General features: G+C 41.2%; 20 protein-coding genes. 10 read left to right on the forward strand and 10 right to left on the reverse strand.

Annotation, left to right across the window (positions count from 1 at the left end):
* Nucleotides 1-65 precede the first annotated feature (65 nt).
* The 3 genes from CMAQ_RS01160 to CMAQ_RS01170 all read left to right on the forward strand — a co-directional run bounded on the left by CMAQ_RS01160 (nt 66) and on the right by CMAQ_RS01170 (nt 1719).
* Nucleotides 66-272 (forward strand): hypothetical protein, encoded by a 207-nt coding sequence (locus CMAQ_RS01160; protein WP_156769807.1) that lies wholly within the window; start codon nt 66-68, stop codon nt 270-272.
* A 202-nt stretch (nt 273-474) separates the two neighbouring features.
* Nucleotides 475-1164: a helix-turn-helix domain-containing protein gene (locus tag CMAQ_RS01165; protein ID WP_012185295.1), complete on the forward strand. Its 690-nt coding sequence runs from the start codon at nt 475-477 to the stop codon at nt 1162-1164.
* A gap of 99 nt (nt 1165-1263) precedes the next feature.
* A complete protein-coding gene (locus tag CMAQ_RS01170) occupies nt 1264-1719 on the forward strand; it encodes a peroxiredoxin (protein ID WP_012185296.1) in 456 nt (151 codons plus the stop codon).
* Between the two features lie 38 nt (nt 1720-1757).
* Here CMAQ_RS01170 and CMAQ_RS01175 read toward each other — a convergent pair whose 3' ends face one another.
* From CMAQ_RS01175 to CMAQ_RS01205, 6 genes are all read right to left on the reverse strand, one after another.
* On the reverse strand, nt 1758-3065 hold the full coding sequence (locus CMAQ_RS01175; RefSeq protein WP_012185297.1) for a hypothetical protein: 1308 nt from the start codon (nt 3063-3065) through the stop codon (nt 1758-1760).
* 314 nt (nt 3066-3379) lie between these two features.
* Entirely contained in the window at nt 3380-4768 is a 1389-nt protein-coding gene (locus CMAQ_RS01180; protein WP_012185298.1) for a glycoside hydrolase family 28 protein, read from the reverse strand.
* 256 nt (nt 4769-5024) lie between these two features.
* Complete coding sequence (gene fni / locus CMAQ_RS01190; RefSeq protein WP_012185299.1) at nt 5025-6158, reverse strand: type 2 isopentenyl-diphosphate Delta-isomerase; 1134 nt, start codon at nt 6156-6158, stop codon at nt 5025-5027.
* 359 nt (nt 6159-6517) lie between these two features.
* Complete coding sequence (locus CMAQ_RS01195) at nt 6518-8881, reverse strand: ABC transporter substrate-binding protein (RefSeq protein ID WP_012185300.1); 2364 nt, start codon at nt 8879-8881, stop codon at nt 6518-6520.
* A 133-nt stretch (nt 8882-9014) separates the two neighbouring features.
* A complete protein-coding gene (locus CMAQ_RS01200) occupies nt 9015-10118 on the reverse strand; it encodes a hypothetical protein (protein ID WP_012185301.1) in 1104 nt (367 codons plus the stop codon).
* 251 nt (nt 10119-10369) lie between these two features.
* Nucleotides 10370-11350: a glycoside hydrolase family 172 protein gene (locus tag CMAQ_RS01205; RefSeq protein ID WP_012185302.1), complete on the reverse strand. Its 981-nt coding sequence runs from the start codon at nt 11348-11350 to the stop codon at nt 10370-10372.
* Between the two features lie 217 nt (nt 11351-11567).
* On the opposite strand from CMAQ_RS01205, the gene CMAQ_RS01210 reads away from it, so the two are divergent.
* Complete coding sequence (locus tag CMAQ_RS01210; RefSeq protein ID WP_012185303.1) at nt 11568-11774, forward strand: hypothetical protein; 207 nt, start codon at nt 11568-11570, stop codon at nt 11772-11774.
* A 211-nt stretch (nt 11775-11985) separates the two neighbouring features.
* Here the strand turns inward: CMAQ_RS01210 and CMAQ_RS01215 are convergent, their stop codons facing one another.
* Nucleotides 11986-13329, reverse strand: coding sequence for a sulfatase family protein (locus CMAQ_RS01215; protein WP_012185305.1), 1344 nt, complete (start codon nt 13327-13329; stop codon nt 11986-11988).
* A 9-nt stretch (nt 13330-13338) separates the two neighbouring features.
* The gene (locus CMAQ_RS01220; protein WP_048062596.1) at nt 13339-13650 is read right to left on the reverse strand and encodes a hypothetical protein; all 312 of its coding nucleotides are present in this window, start codon (nt 13648-13650) and stop codon (nt 13339-13341) included.
* Nucleotides 13651-13817: 167 nt separating this feature from the next.
* Between CMAQ_RS01220 and CMAQ_RS01225 the strand changes: the two genes are divergently transcribed.
* The 3 genes from CMAQ_RS01225 (at nt 13818) to CMAQ_RS01235 (ending at nt 16518) form a co-directional block, all read left to right on the forward strand.
* Nucleotides 13818-14468, forward strand: coding sequence for a hypothetical protein (locus CMAQ_RS01225; RefSeq protein ID WP_048062597.1), 651 nt, complete (start codon nt 13818-13820; stop codon nt 14466-14468).
* 104 nt (nt 14469-14572) lie between these two features.
* The gene (gene nucS, locus CMAQ_RS01230; protein ID WP_232203778.1) at nt 14573-15349 is read left to right on the forward strand and encodes an endonuclease NucS; all 777 of its coding nucleotides are present in this window, start codon (nt 14573-14575) and stop codon (nt 15347-15349) included.
* Nucleotides 15350-15642: 293 nt separating this feature from the next.
* Entirely contained in the window at nt 15643-16518 is an 876-nt protein-coding gene (locus CMAQ_RS01235; RefSeq protein WP_012185309.1) for an SMP-30/gluconolactonase/LRE family protein, read from the forward strand.
* Between the two features lie 3 nt (nt 16519-16521).
* On the opposite strand, the gene CMAQ_RS01240 is transcribed toward CMAQ_RS01235, so the two are convergent.
* Nucleotides 16522-16668: a TFIIB-type zinc ribbon-containing protein gene (locus tag CMAQ_RS01240; RefSeq protein ID WP_156769912.1), complete on the reverse strand. Its 147-nt coding sequence runs from the start codon at nt 16666-16668 to the stop codon at nt 16522-16524.
* Between the two features lie 163 nt (nt 16669-16831).
* On the opposite strand from CMAQ_RS01240, the gene CMAQ_RS01245 reads away from it, so the two are divergent.
* From CMAQ_RS01245 to CMAQ_RS01255, 3 genes are all read left to right on the forward strand, one after another.
* Nucleotides 16832-17470 carry a hypothetical protein gene (locus CMAQ_RS01245; RefSeq protein WP_012185311.1) on the forward strand — a complete coding sequence of 213 codons (639 nt, stop codon included), beginning with the start codon at nt 16832-16834 and terminating at the stop codon, nt 17468-17470.
* A gap of 62 nt (nt 17471-17532) precedes the next feature.
* A complete protein-coding gene (locus CMAQ_RS01250; RefSeq protein WP_012185312.1) occupies nt 17533-18447 on the forward strand; it encodes an ornithine cyclodeaminase family protein in 915 nt (304 codons plus the stop codon).
* A gap of 6 nt (nt 18448-18453) precedes the next feature.
* Entirely contained in the window at nt 18454-19017 is a 564-nt protein-coding gene (locus CMAQ_RS01255) for a DUF6884 domain-containing protein (protein ID WP_012185313.1), read from the forward strand.
* Between the two features lie 465 nt (nt 19018-19482).
* On the opposite strand, the gene CMAQ_RS01260 is transcribed toward CMAQ_RS01255, so the two are convergent.
* Nucleotides 19483-19767 (reverse strand): MoaD/ThiS family protein, encoded by a 285-nt coding sequence (locus CMAQ_RS01260; protein WP_012185314.1) that lies wholly within the window; start codon nt 19765-19767, stop codon nt 19483-19485.
* Nucleotides 19768-19846: the final 79 nt, after the last annotated feature.

Here is a 19846-nt window from a genome sequence, read left to right on the forward strand (position 1 = left end):
GATTTTAATCATTGCTACGAAAGGTATATAAAGCCTCAACCCTAAGGAGTACCCAGGTGAGTGAAATGAGTATAAGATCAATAATAGGTATAGGAAAGGTGACTAGGATGAGTGGAAAAGTGGTTAACATTAATGTGAACCACAGCAATGCTAAGGAGTTAGGCATACACAATGCTGAAGATAACACTATTAACGCAATCATAGTGCCAAGCTTCAATATGCCAATAGTATTCGTTTACGATGAAAGGAATAAGGTGTATAAAACACCTTAAGACTACCTAGAATACCATATATTAGTTATTTAGGGTTAAATCCTAAGATTAATGAGCAAGGATAATGAGGATTGAGTTATTGAGTTAATTGACTAATAAATTATCTTTAAGTATTTATGATTATATATATTTTAGTAAAATCACTGCTTTAATTTTCCTTACTGAGAAAAACTTTAATACCAGTAAATATGTTTACATTACTATGCGTAATAGCTTTTCATACCTTAGCTTTGATTATGTGCACTCCACTGACTGGACTATGGGCACTGCGGATGATAATTACGTATTCCACGTGCTTAATTCTTATGTTGATGCCTTGAGGGATTATGTGTTTGAGTTTGCGCTACTTAAGGTTTGGGGTAGGCGTGATCTTAAGCATTTACTGGGGGTGTTTAGTAGGCATAGGAATGTTAAGGGTGTTGTCTCCCTTAGGCCTCTTAATGATGGTTACCCTAAGAGTATTCAAATAACCCTCAAGGGTGATTCATCAGACAGCACCAGATACATAGCCCACATGCTGGGGGGAATAGAGGTTAAGGCAATTTATGAAAACGGTATAGAACACTGGGGATTCCTATTCCCTAACGATGAGTCAGCTAAATCATTTCTAAACATGGTGAATAAGAAGGGTATTGTTAAGAGGTATAATTTGAATGAAGCGGATATGGATAATATAATGGCTAATGCCTTAAGGAAAGCAGAATTATTATTAACGCCCAGTGAATATAAGATAACTAAGATAGCCTACAGTAAGGGTTACTTTGAAGTACCCAGGTTGATTAAATTGGATGAGTTGGCTAGGGAGTTAGGCCTATCCAAGGCCACTATTGATGAATACATTAGGAGCGCAATACGTAAAATACTTGAGCATGTATTCACTGATGAAGCCTAGGCAATAAGACTGGGTAAATCGTGGACTCAGATGAGGCAACCGGTTTCCCTGGTTTCACAGCTGCATAAGGTATAAAAGGTATGAGTTAAATATTGATACATGGTTAAGGAGGGTGAAGAGGCACCTAACTTTGAGTTAAGTGACCATAATGGGAGTACCATTAGGTTAAGTGACTATAGGGGTAGGTGGATTGTACTCTACTTCTTCCCCAAGGCATTCACCCCAGGTTGCACCATTGAGACTAAGGAATTCTCAAGGTTATGGGATGAACTTGAGAAAATGGGTGTCACCGTATTCGGTATAAGCACTGATTCAGTTGAAACACAGAGGAAGTTCGCTGAGAAGTATGGTGTTAAGTTTAAGCTACTTAGTGATCATGATAAGAATGCATCTAAGGCGTATGGTGTATTAGGGTTAATTGGTATGGCTGAGAGGGTAACCTTCATAATTAACCCGGAGGGTAAGGTGGTTAAGGTAATTAAGGGTGTTAAACCTGATGAACACCCCGTTAAGGCGCTGGAGTATTTAAGGGCAGTGATTAAGGTTAATAAGTAGTAATCACTTTAGGGAGCTTTATTTAAATTAAACCTCACTTAATCCTCCTCAATCACCTTAACCCCCAGTAACTTAGCGAACTCCTTAACCTCACTCCTAAAGTCACCATAGATTAATACCCTGTGGTAACCATTATCAACAACCCACTTCTCAGCAACCTTACTGGCGTCACCGGAGGCAACAAGCTTTGTTGCGCATAATTGCTTCCAGTAAATGTTATCCACAGCCTTAGCAACGTGAATACTTAAAACCCCTGTAATTGGGTTAAAGCCCATTACGGTAACAGGCTCATTAATAGGTAACTTAACATGTATTGAAGCATGCTTACTGCCTCCATGAGCATCAGTAATTATGTAAGGTACCTCAGGCCTGCTTAAACCATGTGGATTAGTTGGTGCATAGCAGTGCCAGTAAATGAACCTACCATTAACCACGTCCACACCTGGGTCATTAACGAAACCAGGCCTATTAAAGAGGTATTTCCCAATCAGCAGTGGTATTATTGAGTACACATCTGCCTCACATACTGGTGTAATATCCTCATACCAAAACTGCATATAGCCTAAGCATGGCCATGCATCTATTAAGCCTGTATTAACGTTCATAATGCAGTCGAAGGCCATTACATTAGCCCCAGTGTCCCTTAAGGCTGCCTTCATGGCTAAGTAAAGCCTAGCGGCCTTAACTACATCAATCCTTGATGGGTCAAGGAATTGAGATGCAGTCTTAATCCATCTTTCAGCCCAATCCTCAGCATCCCTTGAATCAACTACATTATAGTACTTATCAATGAATTCCTTAAGATCCATGAATATGAACGTTAAACCAAACCTCCTCTGAAGCTCAGCAACAGCCCTGGAAACCTCAGTGGCGTTTGGGAATGCCCAATTCATGTAACTTATGAGATTCCTAGCCGTCACCAACAGGACCCTACTCCTCCTAATCTTATCGAGGGCAATAAGGTACTTAACCTTATCGATAACGCTCTTACTTAAAACATCCTCAGTAACCACGCCAAGGATTGGGTAACCCTCCCTAACAGCGTCAGCAACATCAATCAGGAAGTTGGGTGAACCCTCCATTGTCCTAGCAACGTAAAGTATGGGCTTACCACTCTTCAGAATAGTCCTAACAATACCCTGAGCCATAACCCTAACGTTGAAGATGAGGAAACCCGAGGCATCGGCCTCAGACTTAAGGAGCATTAAGGCTTCATCAACATTACTAACACTGTACGGCTTAAACTCAACATCAGGGTAAGCATCCTTTAGAACCCTTAAAACATCATCCCTACTCAGGAATTCGGACTCGAAGAAACCGAGGAAAACCACTGGTATATTAACCATGAATCAGAGTGACTCAACACCTTAAAAGTACTTACTAACCATAAGTATCTAAACACGTTTAAGGGAAGCTAATGGGGGCTTTATACCTGTGCTTAATCTAATCGGTAAACGTATCTATACTTGAATTTATAACTAAATCCTCCACTCTAATGTTAGGTTCATAGTAGGGGTGATTATGAGGCGTGGATTGAGTGTCCTCAATGAGACTTATTAATGAATTACTCATAACATTGTTGATTATATCCTTAATTCAATGTGAAGTATAATAAATTCAACTCCATGCATCCTCAATCACCCTGCTCTTATTGAACTATTTACTCCATGGATAAGCCGCTCACGTCGTCTAACGTTATGTTTCTCACGTTACTCATGGTTATGACTGGTATCGCCCTTGAGTTCACCTTAACATTACTGAGCCTAATACTTGAGGCGTTTTCAATGTGAATACCCTTGTTTGATGTTATTCTAGTATTCTCAATTATAATGTCTTCAATGGGCATTTCAGGTAACCCATTTATTAGCACCGCCTGGTCTGCCCCATCACATGATGTGTTCCTAATAACCACACCCCTAATCTTAGGCGTCCTCTCTGATACTGGTTCAACAGGCCTTTTCTCATAGAACATATCCACTACCACTGCCTCATGAATTATGTTCCTCATGTAGATGTTGTTTACGTAAACATTCTCAATTAAACCACCCCTACCCCTAGTTGTCTTAATCCTAACACCCCTCTCAGTACCATCGAATACACTATCCTGAATTGAAACATTCCTAACACCACCTGACATTTCACTACCAATAACGAATCCACCATGCCCCCTCTTCATTAAGCATCCTGAGGCGTGAATATTCTCTGAGGGTATGCCAATCCTCCTACCCTCCTCATCCCTACCAGACTTTATGACTAAGCAATCATCACCAACATCAATCATACAGCCCCTTACCTCAACGTCACTTGAGGAATCCACGACAACACCATCAGTGTTTGGTGAGTAATCTGGGGCAATACTACTAGTGTTTATTAATGTAACATGCCTTGAGTAGAGAATGTGTATTGTCCACATGGGTGAGTCCTTAAACGTAACCCCTTCTATGGTCACGTTCTCAGCATTATAGAGTTGAAGAAGCTGAGGCCTAAAGAACTCCCTATACCTCTCACAATCCTCAGTACTCGGCTTCCCACCTTCACTGGTTATTTTCCTGAAGGCCTCAGCACCCTCCATGGCATTCCTAGTAGGCCACCAGGTTTTACCATCATCACCAACAACACCCCCTGATTCAACAAGCCTCCTCCAGTAATCCTCAGTAACGCGAAACCTCCTAATAGGCCACCATGCGTAACCCTGGCCATCAAACACACCCTCCCCAATAATCCTAACATTCCTAACATCCTTACCGAATATTAACGGCATAACACCACAATGATGAACCCCCTCTCTCCTAGTCTCAATTATTGGATAGGACTTGTAATCGGTTGAGAATTTAACCACAGCACCCTTATCAATGAGTAACATTACATTACTCCTCAGAATAATGTTCCTTGATAAGTAGTTGCCTGGAGGAATATACACAATACCCCTAGTCTCACTGGCTTGGGTAATAGCTTCATTTATAGCCCCAGTACTATCATCCAAACCCTTAGGATCAGCACCATACTCAACAACATTATACGTCCTACCTGAGGGAAGAGAATTAATCATGGTAATGCATTAATAATGTTCCAATTTAAAAGCATTTCTTATCCAGCAGTACGTCATGTAGGTATTAATTAGGGGTGGTTAAGGTTATGATTAATGGTAATCATTATTAAGGGCAAGGACCCCTACAAGGTAAGTGGTTTAATGCCTAATGTAATGAGTAAAACAGGTGTAAGTTTAAATATTGTTAAATTATATTCATGCCATATGAAACACCTGATAACTGAATCCACAAGTAGCCTAAGGAACATTATTAGCTCTAGTGCTCCGTGGTGTTGAACACCTTATTAATGAGCATTGAGGCTATTGGTTTTATTTGGTTGTATATGTTTGTTGTTAGTTTGCATTTTACTCCTCTTTGTATTAGCCATAGTAGTATTGGTAGGTTTGCTACTACTGGTGTTTTCTTTAAGTCCTCCACTCTCCTTGATCCTGTTAGGAACATTGTTGCCTTGAACTCCCACATTAACTTATTAATCAACTCCCTCACTGCCTCATAACCCTTTAATGCCGATACCAGCATTGGTCTTGACATTGTGAATGCATCTGCACCTAGGGCTATTGCCTTAGCACCATCTAAACCATTCCTAACACCACCAGAGGCTATTATCACACCATCGTAGACACTGCTCACTTCGCAAATGGATAATACAGTGGGTATACCCCAATCCCTAAACACATCAGCCTTACTTAATTCACCACCCCTAATTGCCTCAATCCTAATGAATGATGTGCCACCGTGGCCGGCGACATCAATTGCATCGGGTGGAATACTGTTAAGCATTCTAGCAACCTCCATGGATACACCATTACCAACCTCCTTAATTATTAAAGGCCTATTAACAACCCTCCTAATGAGCTTCAACTTACCTAAGACACCGCTGAACCATGGCTCACCCTCAGGTTGGAATAATTCCTGTGCTGGATTAAGGTGTATTGCCACTGCATCAGCGTTAATCATATCCACTGCCTCATTAACCCAATCCACTAAATCCCTATCACTAAGCCTAGAAACCTGGGGTGCACCTAGGTTGGCTATTTTTAGGGCGCTTGGTGCATTATCCTTAACAACCCTGAAGCTCCAAGCGGTCTCAGGCTTCATTAATGCTATCCTCTGTGAACCAACATACATGCCTATCCCAAACTCCTCAGCGGCCTTGGCTAAAACAGCATTAACCCTACCAGCAGTCTCAGTACCACCGGTTAAGGCACCTATTATGAATGGGAAGCTAAGCCTCTTATTAAACAATTCAATGGTTGAGTCAACATCATTAAAATCCATCTCCGGTAAAGCATTGTGAATTAATTGAACACCATCAAACAATGAATCACCAACCTCAACATCACTACTTGAAGCAATCCTAATATGCTCATCCTTACGACCCCCAATCATCCAAAATAGTTTCAATCAATACCCTAATAAACTTTGTTAGGTATCTGGAATAGTTTATCGAATAAGAAGCCTTAAGCTTCATGAATATTAATGTTAAGACATTAACTGCAATGAGCATGCATGATTAAGGTGATTATGATTGAGTATAGCTATAAGTATAAGGCTACAAATACAGCATTACTTCTAAGGGATTGAATTATTTTTGATCCATGATTAGTGTACCAGCGGTTTCGGCTCATTTTTAAGCTAAGTTAATAGGCATTGGCAGTTAATCCCTGAAGGGGACTCACTTTAATCAGAGGATTTAAGAAAAACTTAATTTTAAATTTAAGACCATTGACTTAACGTAAATCATTACCTCATCTTCTTCTTAGTGTTATTATTGCTGCTACTATGGCTATGACTATTACTATTATTACTATTCCTGCTATTAGTGCTGTTGATATTACTGGTTTAGTCACGGTTACTGTGGATACTGCTGTGGTTGTTGCTGTACTAGTCACTGTGCTTACGGCAGTGGTTGTGACTGTGCTTGTAACAGTGCTAACAGCAGTAGTGGTTACTGTTGAAGTAGTAGTTGAAGTAGTGGTTACTGGTGTAGTGGTTGATACTGGAGTATACGGTATATGGAAGTACGATGCAACACACTGCTGTAGGCTTGGATCAGGATTAGGAATACCTAGGTAAGCCGCAAACTGAGGATACTTAGTCCAAAGACTACCATTAGCGATTAATTGAGCTAAAGGTGGTACATTTGGCGGCGGAGCTATTGCTCCAAGGTCAAGCCATTCCCTAGGTGAACCTGCCCATACATTCCATTGGCCACCATTCTCATGAGCATCCAGTATATTGTAGAACATAATTGATGCATAAGGTAATGCACACTTATAGAGCCATAGCGGATCCATGTAACTTGGCTGATAAACTTTTATATATGGGTAATAGACTATCGGTATTACAGGAACATAGTAATCATACCATGCAAATAAGACCTCCGTTAAGTACTCATATAAATTGCTTCCTGGAGTTGACACATCATATGTATTAAACCAATTTGTTAAATTAATGTACCCAAACGTTGAGTTAACACACGTCACAATAGTGCCGTTTAAGTAAGGTGGAGTACTATTATACATTGATGGTACAGTAACTGTTACTGGTGAGCAGTACCAGCCAGTGATCTTGCCGTTTGACGTAGTAGGCCATGCGAATGGCCAAGGCTTACTGATGTTTATGAAAGTAGTAATCCAGGATTGACTAGATAAATAGGTCCATGCGGATTCATAACTATGCACTAGAAATTCTGGCGCCTGAATCTCTGCGGCCTCCCACTCAAGATGAGGCCAAATGGTACCAAAATATGTACTTAAATCAAGGCTTAATTCCTTCGTGGGAACACCGAAAGCTGACCATTCCTCAGCAACAACCTCACCTTGAGTCATAAAGTATGTCCAGCCACTTGGACCAGAGATTAAGATTGTTAATGATGTACCATTAGGTAAGTACCATTGACCATTCTTATAGGTGAGGCCGGCAGACTTGAGTAAGTCACTGGCATAAGTTAAGTTATATGTGCATGGGATGTAGTATTTCAGGACTGATGCCGGGAAAGTGAACGCTACATTTGGTGTAACAGGGGCAGGATAAGGTGCTGGGGAAGATATCCATGATAATGAGACCTCAGTCCTATTTACAGCGTAACAGAAGGCTTGCCTTACTTGAGGTAAGTTGAATGGATATACGTAAGGATTGAGAGCAATACCAAATGACCAGAATCCAGGATACCAAAGAACAGCATAACCTGGTGTACTGTTTATGATTTTAAGCTGCTGAGCAGTCCAGCCAACACTTATGTATCCCATGTTTTGGTGAGCCTCAATCATTGTTAATATTGAGGCTGTTCCCCCTGGGATGAACTTATTAATTATAGTTGGATCATAATAAGTCCATGACTCCCATGGTAATATTTTAAGCCATGTTGCTAGAAGTGGTATACCATTAAAGTATAAGGGCTCTAGTGTATATGCTACAAAGTTAGAGCCTATTGAGGTCATGTAATATGGGCCAAGACCCCAGTATGGTGGTACAAACTTCGTTATATTCGTTGAACCAAATTCTATGGCTTGTGTTACATTCATTGTTTTTAATGCATCGACTATTGGTTTCCAAACTGAGTACGGTGTTGGTGTATTACTTGTTAAGATCCAGTATGGTATGTATGGTGCCCACTTCTGGAATAGGAATTGAATAGTGTAGTTGTTTAGTACTCTAACGTCTTCATCAACAAGGGATTGGTTTATGAACGGCACATACCAACCAAAAGCCTTCATACCAATATAGAAGTAGGCGTAAACATCCCATGCGGTGAAAGGCATTGTAGCTGAACCATTAAACCAATAAATATCATGCCTAAGGTAAATCGTTAAAATACCACTACCATTAGGCAAAACCTCAACAGTCCAATTCTTAGCTAAAATCGGTAATGGCTGACCTGTGAATACGCTCCAAAACGCTAATGGTGGGGCTGATGTAGGCCACCAAATATCATTACCAGGAGCATATGGATTCCATACTGGGCTACCAGGAACATATAATAAAGTACCCCATGTCGGTATTACGAATTGCGGCTTTTGTTGCGCGTGTGCTGTTATTGAGCTGTACAGTATGATTACTGCGGCTATTATGATTACTGGTAGTATCGTGTTTTTATTGAGTTTAGGCATAATTTTTATTAATGCTAATGGTTAATAATTTTTGCTACAATATTGGTGATTAAACATGTTTTAGTAAGTGATTGCTTCTAATGAATTTAATTAAACCATATTCCTAAAACATGTTTACCCCCTTATGAGTAATTTAACCCCACAGGTTAATGACCTTACTTAATCCCCTCCTTAACGTGTACCCATCACTAAGATACCCAATAACGTATGAACCCAATATGACATTACTTGACTCCACGTAATCTGAGTTAGGGGGATTGGTGTTGGCGTTGTTAATTCTGAATATGTTCCCACCACTATTGTCAAGTATTCCTAAATTAGAATTATGCTCTATTACATTAATCATGATTTGATTCCACATTGATCCACCGTTAGGCATTGAACCAGTCATGTCTAGAATTATCCCCACATTATTACCGTAAATGTGTTGAATAAAGAATGTGTTAGCCTGCACACCAAGTGGGGTTTCATTATTACCTATTGTGGCTAAGCCCACCTTATTGAATGTTAATAATCCTATTGTAATAAGATTGTTAAAGAATCCCGCTGCTGGTAATCCACTTATGTTTGGGTATTCATTTGGGTTACCACCCTCATTAATTAATACACCTATGTTACTAGAGTATGAGACCCCAGGTATATCAATTACACTATCATTGACCTGGGACATGACTAAGCCATTAATATTATTTACCGCATACATGGAGGCATTAATATACGGTAAGTTGATTCTTGAGAAGTATATTTGACTACCACTGCTTGGTGATAATATTACTAATGCTGAGTTACGCCTAGTGGGGAAGTAAGGTGAAGGCTGTATGATTGAACCTGGTTCACTCACTACATTTAAGTAGTTGTAGTATGAGGCATAGGGTGGAAATGCCTCCCTGAAATCAATGCTCTCATTAACTTCATATGTACCTGGTTTAATAAGCAAGCTCACCCTACAGTTACCACCCCTTGATAAGCAATCATTCCCAATGTAGTTTAACGCCTCCTGAATACACGCTGTATTGGAGTTCACGCATATTCTTAATCCATGCCAATCAATTGCATAATAATACCCATTTTTCTCATAAACTATAATACGGTATCTACCCCATGCCTCAATAAAGTCACTTACTGAAGCACCCTCCTGAGTATGATTAATTGAATTAACCGCTCTTAACCCAGCGTATACTAATCCCCCTGCACCAGCAGCCGCACCTAGGATCTTAAGGAACCTCCTCCTATCCATAAGCCTAAAGGTTTACCCAGCCTTAAAACTAATACACTATGATTAATTTATAACATATATAAATAACATTATTTTAATAATGCTAAGTTTACCGATTAGTGTCCTAAAAATGTTTAGTACCCACCTTTTTTATTAGAATCCTTAAATACAGGGTAACTGATTGTATTTGCAACTTATGATCTATCGGCACGCTATAGGGTAATTAATGGATCAGCGGCAATAGCGTTAAGGGCGTATGTGGTTGGGTTTACTTAACTTAATTGCCCACAGTTAATTCTATTGAATTCCTTATGTGGCTCGATTTGATACCAGTAAGCCACACTCTCATACCTTGCCAGTACTTCATCGTATTCACCGTGGTGTATCATGACTCTTAATTCCCTTTGGAATGGTATTGGGTCAGGTATGTGGAATCTATATGCTAGGATCCTAAACCTCCCCTCATCCTTAATTATTAGGCCGTGGAATGGTGCATTGAATGGACCCTTAATGAAGTACCAGCCGCTTAGGAAGTAATCCTCAGTACCCGTTGAGCCGTATGCTAATTCACCATCAGCGTAAATCATCATATTGCCCTCAAGGAACCCTAAACCACCTGAGGGTGGGTTGGCTTGGCTTAAACCCTCCATAGCCAGTACAGTACCCATGTAATGCCCCTTCCCTGAGGCATGTAGGATTAAATACGGATTACCTAATGTTGTTGGGTTTTCACTACGCCATACTGCGTGAAGCCTACCCATATTACTAATATCCACACCCTCATAGTAACTAATCATGTAGTATAGGTGATCAACATCAAGATCACTGCAGTTCTCAACCTCAATAATAGCCTTCTCAAAGGGCATTGGAAGGAATGTATAATATCCACCACTGGTAGTACCCATTACCAGTGAGGAGTAGTGGTAATACTCGGTTATAGTGTTTGTTGAGTAGCATGAGCCGAAGAAGCATGATAATGGTGCCTCAATACTTGGGTTTGATTCACCATCCCAATAAGCCCTAATAATAAGTCTCCTCAAGTAATCTTTAACAGCAGGCTTAGAGAAACCACCAGCAATGGTTAACCATAGGCTAACTATAATGCCAGGACCATTAATGCTGAGTAAAGTTACCTTACCATGAGCAGGTATTGAGTAATAGTCAAGCCACTTCTTATGCTCCTCATCAGTATAATGAGTACTTGAAACATACCTTAATTTACCAGTCCTAAACCTAGGTAAATCAAGTAACATTGATTAAAACCACTTCATATATTTAAATTTTACCCATAAGCCTCACGGTGAGCTTAATGAAGGTTTCTCAACATTGGATTCAAAAGTCCGTAATTCTGGGTCATCATCATGAATTACCCCATTACATGGCCACCAATGATTAGGAGTGGCATTGTTACCTGTGGCCCAGCCTCCAGGTGCTTCACAGTGGTGTGTTAAATGACCTTAGTCTACACTAATGGCCCTAATTCATAACACACCTAAGTACTATGGCCTAGTAATTAATTCAAGGGCTGTAGTTACAATAAGCTACATAGTGGCTAAGGGTAGGGATGCATTAAGCTCTAACATTAGACTTAGGTTGGTGAGTGAGGTGGTTGGGTTAGGGGATAAGATTAATATTGATGGCTATGATTATGAGGCTTCCTTCAGGTTTAAACTTTGAATTTTATTGTTGGGGCTAAGGCAATAACATACTTAATGGGTATTAGAATGCCTAAGAATAATGGGGGAACAATAATAGTGGACTTCATGGGATATTAACATAAAATATTAACCGTGAAATGTAAGCAATAATATTCTTCATTTCTTATAACTCATACGTTTAAGATTACTAGGCTTTTATCCAACCTATTAACTTGTTGAAACAATCTTACTCATGGTTTTATTGGTACGCTTATTTCCTGCAGTATTAATGGGTCATTGGCTCCAGCCACCTCCCTATACCTCCTCTCAATTAATCCAAGTAGCCTTAATGTAATTTCACCTTCCTCGGTTGCCATGTTCCTTGATTCAGTTGGGTCTTTAGCTAAATTATATAATTCAACGTGGCCACTCCTCCTACCGTATGTATCATTCCTAATCCACTGTATTAGCTTCCATTCACCAACCCTAATCATCCTAGCAGTCTGCCTAGTATTCTCAAGACTGAACACTGCATCATGACCCTTAGACTCACCCCTAATAACCTTAAGTAGGCTTAAGCCAGTCATGTATTCGGGAATCTTTAAACCTAGTGAATCTAATATTGTTGGTGTTATGTCGGTGTTTTGAACAAATGCATCATACTTAACACCCTTGGCTTTACCACGCCCAACCTCATCAATTAACTTATCAGGTAGCCTAATGATTAATGGTGTCTTAACATCCCACTCATATAAGCCGTGGTGCTCGTAGTATACGTTGTGTTCACCAAGACCCTCACCATGATCTGATGTTAATACTATTAATGTATCCTCAAGTAAGCCAGTATTATTAATAATGCTCATTAATTCACCAATCCTCTCATCAACGTAAGCAGCCTCACTATCGTAAAGAGCCCTAATGTAATCAGGGTCATTAACGCCGGAATTAATTAAATCCCTTATCCAACTATCCTTAAGTAGTAATCTACCCCAAGCTGTTGAGTTAAGCCTACTAACCAAATCACCCTTACTGTAATCCCCATGATAGAACTTCTCAGCATAAGGCTTAGGTGGTATATATGGGGCGTGGGGATCCCAGTAATGTATAAAGAGTAAGAAGGGTTCATTCTTATACCTATTAATTAATTCGAAGGCATCCTTAACCTTAGCATTAACATACTCACCATTAACCTTAATACCGTTAGAAATCACCACTAAACCACCAATATCAATGTAGTACCTGTAGCCCCTAGCGAACCATCCAGCATACATGTGTGTGGCTAAGTTATCAACAGCTATAGTTAAGTAGCCGGCTTCATTAAGTATCTGTGGTAGAGTTAATATGCTTCCACTTAATTGAACCTTACCACCATGACTAACTATACTGTGTATTAATGGTGTTGTTCCAGTAAATATTGTTGTGAAGGATGGGTGAGTGGGTATGGCTTCAGCGTAATGATTCGTAAACGCCACGGAGTCACGGCAGAGGGAGTCAACATTAGGCATAGTTGGGTAACCTGAGCCGAGGCAACCAACCCTATCAGCCCTCAAAGTATCTATAGCTATTAGGATAACGTTGAAATGATCATTAACCATATTAATCACCTACATTACATATAATTGATTATACCATTCATATGGATCCCTCTCCCCTGTTGGTAATGGTTCCAATTTACCACCTGCATCACTAATTATCCTGCTGAATAATTCCTTAACCTTATCGGTGGCTTCATTTACAATATTTCTCTTAAGCTCTGCATCATTCCTAAGATCGTACAATTGAATATTGAGGCCTCTTCTATCACTAATTAACCAGTACTCATTATCACGATACATCACGTAGTTACCGAACGCTGATGTAACATAACCCCTCGCAGCACTCCCCTTACCCTCAACATTATACCGACCACTAACCATGATTACTCTAAGCAGTGATACTTTATAAGCATTAGACATCGTAATTCACCTTAACTTGTTTGTTTTTGTGCGGGTTGTTGGTGCCTTATAATGCCTTTCACTGTGTTAACGTGTTGGGTGTTGTTCATTGTGTTAATGCTTAAATATGTTTAATGACCTTGATTAATATGATTAGTAGGCGTGGTGTATTGCTTGGTGTTGGATTGGCTCTTGCAGGTGCCACTGCTGGTGGTGTTTATGAGTATTTTAGGGGTTTTCAAGCATTACCCCAATCCTCAACCACTACAACCACCGCACTTACTACGCATCCTGAAATCCATACTGCTGGTTTTGGTTGGGAGGTTGTTGATCTTCATAATAATGGTGCTGATGCCTATTTTCAAGCATTAAATGATGTGATTATTCATTGGATTGACTTGGATGCATCATACATGCTCATTAAGCCACCAAGTAGTGAGGGGTTTGCTGAGGTATTGATAACTGTTGGTAAGGCATCAACACCATCATTCAGTAAACCACCTCAAGTATATCAAACACTACCCCAATCAACATCATTCACACCAATAACCATAGTTAATCCAAATAATCTGCAGACTGTTGCAGACGCATACCCAGGGGAGGGTTTCCTGGTGAGGCTTATCTTGAAATCATGGGTTCCAAGTAATGGTACTGCATCATCAGTTCAGAGGCATGTTACACTATACCCAGGTGTGAGGATTAGTAATGGGGAATACTTAATATTCCACATGGACCATGCAGGAGTAGGACCATTGGACTGCGAAATACAGGCAACACTAGGATACAGCCTAATAACTTAACAGATGAAGGAAGCATAAATGCAGCCACCACTGCAGTTGAGTAGCATCCTTAATCTAAGGTACGATAAAGGTTTCATTATAGCCCTATAGTACTTAGCGTCTGTGTGTTTTTTAAAGTTCTTGGTTGGTTGTGTATTTGGATGCTGGGTTACTTGGTTAATCCACCTATTGAGGATGCTGCTCGATTCGTAAGTAGGTATAAGGGTAGTGGGGTGGTTTTGATTTATGGTCAGGTGGAGGCTACTTACAGTGGTAGGGCTGCTGCCCAGATTAGGTTAATGCCTAGGCTGGTGGTCACTAAGCCTGACGGCGTCTTAATGATTCATGAGGGGCGTAGGGAAAAGCCCATAATATGGAATCCACCTGGTTCCCAACTCTTCGTCTCAGTGGATGATGGTGAACTCATCCTTAGGAGTATTAGGCGTAGTCCAAGGGAGTACGTTACAGTGAATATTCCTGAAGTGTACCTTGTCGCCTCAATGGAGTTGGGGTTGAGTGAGGATTTTAAGGTTATTGGCAGTGAGAGGGATATTGTTGATGCCATTGTGGCTAACCCGGGTTTAATTGAGGATGGGTTCAGGGTGATTAGTAGGGAGTATGAGACCATGGTTGGTAGTATTGACTTGCTTGGTGAGGATAAGGCAGGTAACCTAGTGGTTATTGAGGTTAAGAGGAGTGGGGCATCACCTGAGGCCGTTCACCAGCTTAAGAGATACGTGGACTACATCACCAGTAAGAACCCTGGTAGGGTTGTTAGGGGTATATTGGTGGCTGCCTGGATTTCAGCATCAGCCTACAGGTATCTTAAGGATTATGGATTAGAGTTCAGGAGGTATACGCATGCTAACCTCACTGGATTCAGCCTTAGGAGTAATGGCTAATGTACGCGCAATGAATTACTCGCAGCGAATGATTTCTCAATGAGCAGGATTAATCAATAACCCTATTAGTAACTCTAAATCTAATGATGACCTCCCGGCACCTAAAAGTTCCTTCAATCCATTCTGGAGACCCCCAGCTAACAGCTTCATATAATCCTTGCATTAATTCAAGGCCTCGTAACCTCAATACTGAATGTAGAGCAGCATGGTTAATCATGCATGCGAAGTCTGTACTTTATGGGATTACACCCCTAGGTGCTGAATACTTATTAAGGTTAACCTGAGGATTCCTCATGGCTTCAGGATTAAGTAAACCCACGGTTCTAAGTAATGCGCCAAGGTCCATACTGGGTGAGGGACCGGTTTGGCTTCCTGAGTCTGGTGTATTGTATTGGGTTGATATACTTGGTGATAGGGTTCACTCATATAGGTTGAGTGATGGGTTGGTTAACTCAATTAAGGTTGGCCCATACCCAAGCTGCGTAATGCCTAATGATGACGGTAATTTAGTCGTTACCATAAAGGATAAGGTAATCCTAATTAATCCACGGGACGGCTCGGTAATAAGGACGTTAGCCACTGTTAATGAGGGGACTAATAATAGGTTTAATGACTGTAAATGCGACCCCATGGGCCGTCTAGTGGCTGGTACAATGGATATGGGTGAAAGAAACCCCACTGGTTCACTCTACGTCCTTGATTCAGGGGGTTTAAGGAGGATACTGGGTTCAGTAACCATATCTAATGGTATTGCTTGGTCCAGTGATGGTTCAGTAATGTACTATATTGATAGTCCAACAAGGAGGGTTACAGTGTTTAAGTATAATAAGGGTGAGGGGGCCTTGGAGGGGGTTATTGGTTACATTGATTTATCAAGCTTCCCCGGTGTACCTGATGGTATGACTATTGACTCTGAGGGTTACCTATGGGTTGCATTATACGGTGGTGGTAGGGTTCTTAGGATTAATTCAATTAACCGTAGTGTTGTTGATCAAGTGGAGTTACCGGCTCAATACACTACGTCATGCACCTTCGGTGGGGGTGACTTAAGGACATTATTCATAACCACTGCAACGGATAGGAGTAGGCAGTCAAGTGGCCCGGATGGGTATGTGTTTAGCCTTAGTCTTAACGTTAAGGGTACTGTGGTTAATAAGTGTAGGTTCTAGGCGTTAAACAGCGGTTATTGAACTTCCCTTGAATATCCTAACCTTAATAACGATATTGTAGCCGCAGTAGGGGCACCTTATTGTGCTTGCTGATCTTCCAAATATCTCAAGCTCACTCTTACCGAAGGTTCTACCGCAGCTTAGGCACATGTATATCTTCCTCTCCTCAATACCCTCCTCACCAGTCTCCTGCTCCTCAACGGTATTATTACCCTCACTCACAATTCCAGTAACCCCCAACCCTTAAAATACGTTTCCACGCATCATGCTTATCCTAAACGATACACCCTTATATTACCTGGATTACTCATGAATGATGTATAAACCGTTTTCAGAGGATTTAAGCTGTGATGAGGTTAAGAGAATTGAGTTAATGGGTGAGAGCGCGATTAGGGCTTATAGGAGGGTTATTTCAATATTTAAGTCAGGTAAGCCAGGCCTCTACATGCTGATGGGTGATTATGGGTCAGGTAAGACGCTTATTGTTAGGAAGGCTACGGCTGGGTTAAGTAGCGGTAGGGTTGTGGTTAAATCCTTTAAGAGCATTAATGATGCCGACTTATCCTGCTCAGGGGGTAGGGCAATAATGGGTTACGTCATTGACAGCTTCGAACTATTCTTCCAAAACCCCCAAGCCTACGCTGAATTAGCTAGAAATTACGTAATATCTGTTTCACAATACTACCCAGTCCTACTTGTAGTGAGCCTACCATTAATCATAGGGGATATTAGCGGTTACGGTGATGTAGTGAATAGGGTTGGTGAAATCCCTGAGGGTAATAAGATTAGGATCACCTTCACACCAGAGGAGACTAGGAGCATACTCGGTAGATTAGGCATTAGTATTAATGAGCATGTTAAACCCTACATCCTTAAGACACCTGGCTTAGGCATTAGGGCATTATCACCAGGCAAGGGGAGTGATGAAGTAGTGGAGATAATAGTGATTTAGCATATTACTCACTTCACTGTGTAGGGCTTAATCCTTTAATTCAACCTATTGATTACCCTGTAATGCTCAGATTCATACCAAGGGAGCAGTTAATGCAAATGATTAATTACAGTGAGTTAGTTGAAACAGTGAGGGATGCCTTAATTAAACTACATAAAGGGCAGGGTGAATTACCGCCTAGGTTCAGTGCAAGCATTAGGGGTAATTGGTGGGGTTTAATGCTTGGTTACGTTGAGGGAATGGGGATTGGTGTTAAGGTTGTTAACCTATACCCCGGTAATGCTGCTAAGGGTATTGAGACAATACATGGAGTCGTCATACTGTTTAATGAAACTGACGGCACACCCCTCTTAGCAATGGATGGCTCATCATTAACTGGATTAAGGACAGCGGCCGCATCAGCCTTAAGCATAATGGCTACAGACGCCTCCACTGATGTGCTTGGCTTCATTGGTACTGGGGAGCAAGCCAGGTACCATGCCTTAGTGTTTTCAAGATTATTTAAGGTGAGGGAGGTATACGCCACCAGTAGGGGGTTGGGTAGGTTAATGGGATTCATTAATTATGTTCAGGAATTAGGCATTAAGGCTCATGCAGCCGCCAACGTGGAGGAGGTTATTGATGAATGCGGCACCGTGGTTATTGCAACAACCTCAACATCACCCGTATTAACCATTAAACCAAGGCCTGGCTCACACGTAGTATCCATTGGGGCACCTAAACCAGTAAATGAGGTTAGCAGGCCTATTCTAGAAGGCGCCTCATGCATACTCGCCGATAATAGGGAGGCAGTGCTTAATGAGGCTGGGGAGGACTTCACGGGCCTGAGGCTAATGGATCTCTCCGAGGTGCTTTCAGGTGATGCAAAGTGCGTGAGGGGTAATGGGTATACTGTCTATAAGTCTGTGGGATTCTCAACACTTGACGTTGCAGCCGCCTACTACGTGTATAGTGTCTACACTAAGGGTAGTGTGTGATTACCTATGTTGAGGCGTGGGGTTGGTGCATTAATCTACTGCAGTGCCCGTAAAAGGGTGAGTGTACCTAATCCGCCTGGGTTTGATATTGAGAATGAGGATAAGTATAGGTTAAGCCTACCCTCATTACCTGCATTTGAAATGTACACTGGCCTTGAGTTCACTAAGACGATTCAATACCTTAACCTTAAACCAGACTCAGTATTCATCCTCTCCGCCAGATACGGCTTAATACGTGGGGATCAGGTTATAGTACCTTATGAGGCAAGATTAACCTTAAGCAACTACAGGGCTGTGGTTGATAACTGGATTAAGAGAATGAATGGTAATAGGGGGGTTGATTACTTCATTAATACTAGGTTTAACCTACTTGTGGTTAGGTTATCTAAACCCTACATGTTGGCTATGGATCACTTAACCAGTAAACTGGGCATTAACCCATGCGTTGGTGATAGGATAATGGTGTATTCACCAATACTAGGTCCATTTAACACATGCCCCAATGCCGAGTTAATTAGGGTTAAGGGGCAGGGTGACTACGTTAAGAGGATTAGGAATCTGCAGCATTAGGATATTAACTCTATGAGTTAATAATATACCCTTAAGCGCCGCGCCATCAGATGCTAAGGCAAATTATGGTATTCTCAATGCACCTCCTCCATTCTCTCAAGCTTAATTCCACAGCAGGCTAATTAATGAACCCATAAAAGAGATGCATGGAGCTAAGGTCTGACCTCCTCCTCGTCCTTTAGGGTGGGGGTTTGTGGCTACATCCCGGGCTCTTGCCTGGTTCAGCCACTGGCTGGGTCTCCGGCCCAATTACCCCTATCCCTCCCGTGAGGGAGGGAATTGGGGTTATGTGTTCGGCGTGGGGGCGTTGGGTGATGCTCAACACAGCTTTATCCCACGTTTGGAAGCAGCCCCCACACCTACCCCTAGAATACACCAGAGCACTTTCTTACCATCCCCACCATAAATGACGAGACTTTCAGTTGTAAAACCCTACATTATTATGTATAAGAATAGGGATTTAACTTAACCACCATCTATTGGTGGTAGGAGAACTACTTCGTCACCATCCTTTAATACCGTGTCTAAGCCCTTAACGTAGTCTATGGCTCTTCCATTAACTAGAATATTATAACCCTCTCTCAATCCACTATCATCACTAAGCAGTGTCTTTGAAATATTGGGGTTAACCTTCTCATCAATTATTTTCAATAAATCCCTTACACTTATCCCATCAGGTACATTAAGCTCCATTCTAAGCGTCTTAGCCATTTCATAGAATAACGCCAGGAACTTAACAGTAACCTTCATTAATACAAAACACGCCTAGTGCACTAATAAATCTTTTGCATTAGTTCACTAAACTACGAGACTTCACCTTATTAACGCC

The sequence above is a fragment of the Caldivirga maquilingensis IC-167 genome, assembly GCF_000018305.1.
GTDB classification, from domain to species: Archaea; Thermoproteota; Thermoprotei; order Thermoproteales; family Thermocladiaceae; genus Caldivirga; species Caldivirga maquilingensis.

Coding starts and splice junctions, on each gene's coding strand:
- CMAQ_RS01240 (WP_156769912.1), bottom strand. CDS start 16,668: ATGTGCCTAAGCTGCGGTAGAACCTTCGGTAAGAGTGAGCTTGAGATA.
- CMAQ_RS01200 (WP_012185301.1), bottom strand. CDS start 10,118: ATGGATAGGAGGAGGTTCCTTAAGATCCTAGGTGCGGCTGCTGGTGCA.
- CMAQ_RS01160 (WP_156769807.1), top strand. CDS start 66: ATGAGTATAAGATCAATAATAGGTATAGGAAAGGTGACTAGGATGAGT.
- CMAQ_RS01195 (WP_012185300.1), bottom strand. CDS start 8,881: ATGCCTAAACTCAATAAAAACACGATACTACCAGTAATCATAATAGCC.
- CMAQ_RS01255 (WP_012185313.1), top strand. CDS start 18,454: ATGTTGAGGCGTGGGGTTGGTGCATTAATCTACTGCAGTGCCCGTAAA.
- CMAQ_RS01250 (WP_012185312.1), top strand. CDS start 17,533: ATGCTCAGATTCATACCAAGGGAGCAGTTAATGCAAATGATTAATTAC.
- CMAQ_RS01225 (WP_048062597.1), top strand. CDS start 13,818: ATGATTAGTAGGCGTGGTGTATTGCTTGGTGTTGGATTGGCTCTTGCA.
- fni (WP_012185299.1), bottom strand. CDS start 6,158: ATGATTGGGGGTCGTAAGGATGAGCATATTAGGATTGCTTCAAGTAGT.
- CMAQ_RS01170 (WP_012185296.1), top strand. CDS start 1,264: ATGGTTAAGGAGGGTGAAGAGGCACCTAACTTTGAGTTAAGTGACCAT.
- CMAQ_RS01260 (WP_012185314.1), bottom strand. CDS start 19,767: ATGAAGGTTACTGTTAAGTTCCTGGCGTTATTCTATGAAATGGCTAAG.
- CMAQ_RS01215 (WP_012185305.1), bottom strand. CDS start 13,329: ATGGTTAATGATCATTTCAACGTTATCCTAATAGCTATAGATACTTTG.
- CMAQ_RS01175 (WP_012185297.1), bottom strand. CDS start 3,065: ATGGTTAATATACCAGTGGTTTTCCTCGGTTTCTTCGAGTCCGAATTC.
- CMAQ_RS01220 (WP_048062596.1), bottom strand. CDS start 13,650: ATGGTTAGTGGTCGGTATAATGTTGAGGGTAAGGGGAGTGCTGCGAGG.
- CMAQ_RS01245 (WP_012185311.1), top strand. CDS start 16,832: ATGATGTATAAACCGTTTTCAGAGGATTTAAGCTGTGATGAGGTTAAG.
- CMAQ_RS01210 (WP_012185303.1), top strand. CDS start 11,568: ATGGCCCTAATTCATAACACACCTAAGTACTATGGCCTAGTAATTAAT.
- CMAQ_RS01180 (WP_012185298.1), bottom strand. CDS start 4,768: ATGATTAATTCTCTTCCCTCAGGTAGGACGTATAATGTTGTTGAGTAT.
- CMAQ_RS01235 (WP_012185309.1), top strand. CDS start 15,643: ATGGCTTCAGGATTAAGTAAACCCACGGTTCTAAGTAATGCGCCAAGG.
- CMAQ_RS01165 (WP_012185295.1), top strand. CDS start 475: ATGCGTAATAGCTTTTCATACCTTAGCTTTGATTATGTGCACTCCACT.
- CMAQ_RS01205 (WP_012185302.1), bottom strand. CDS start 11,350: ATGTTACTTGATTTACCTAGGTTTAGGACTGGTAAATTAAGGTATGTT.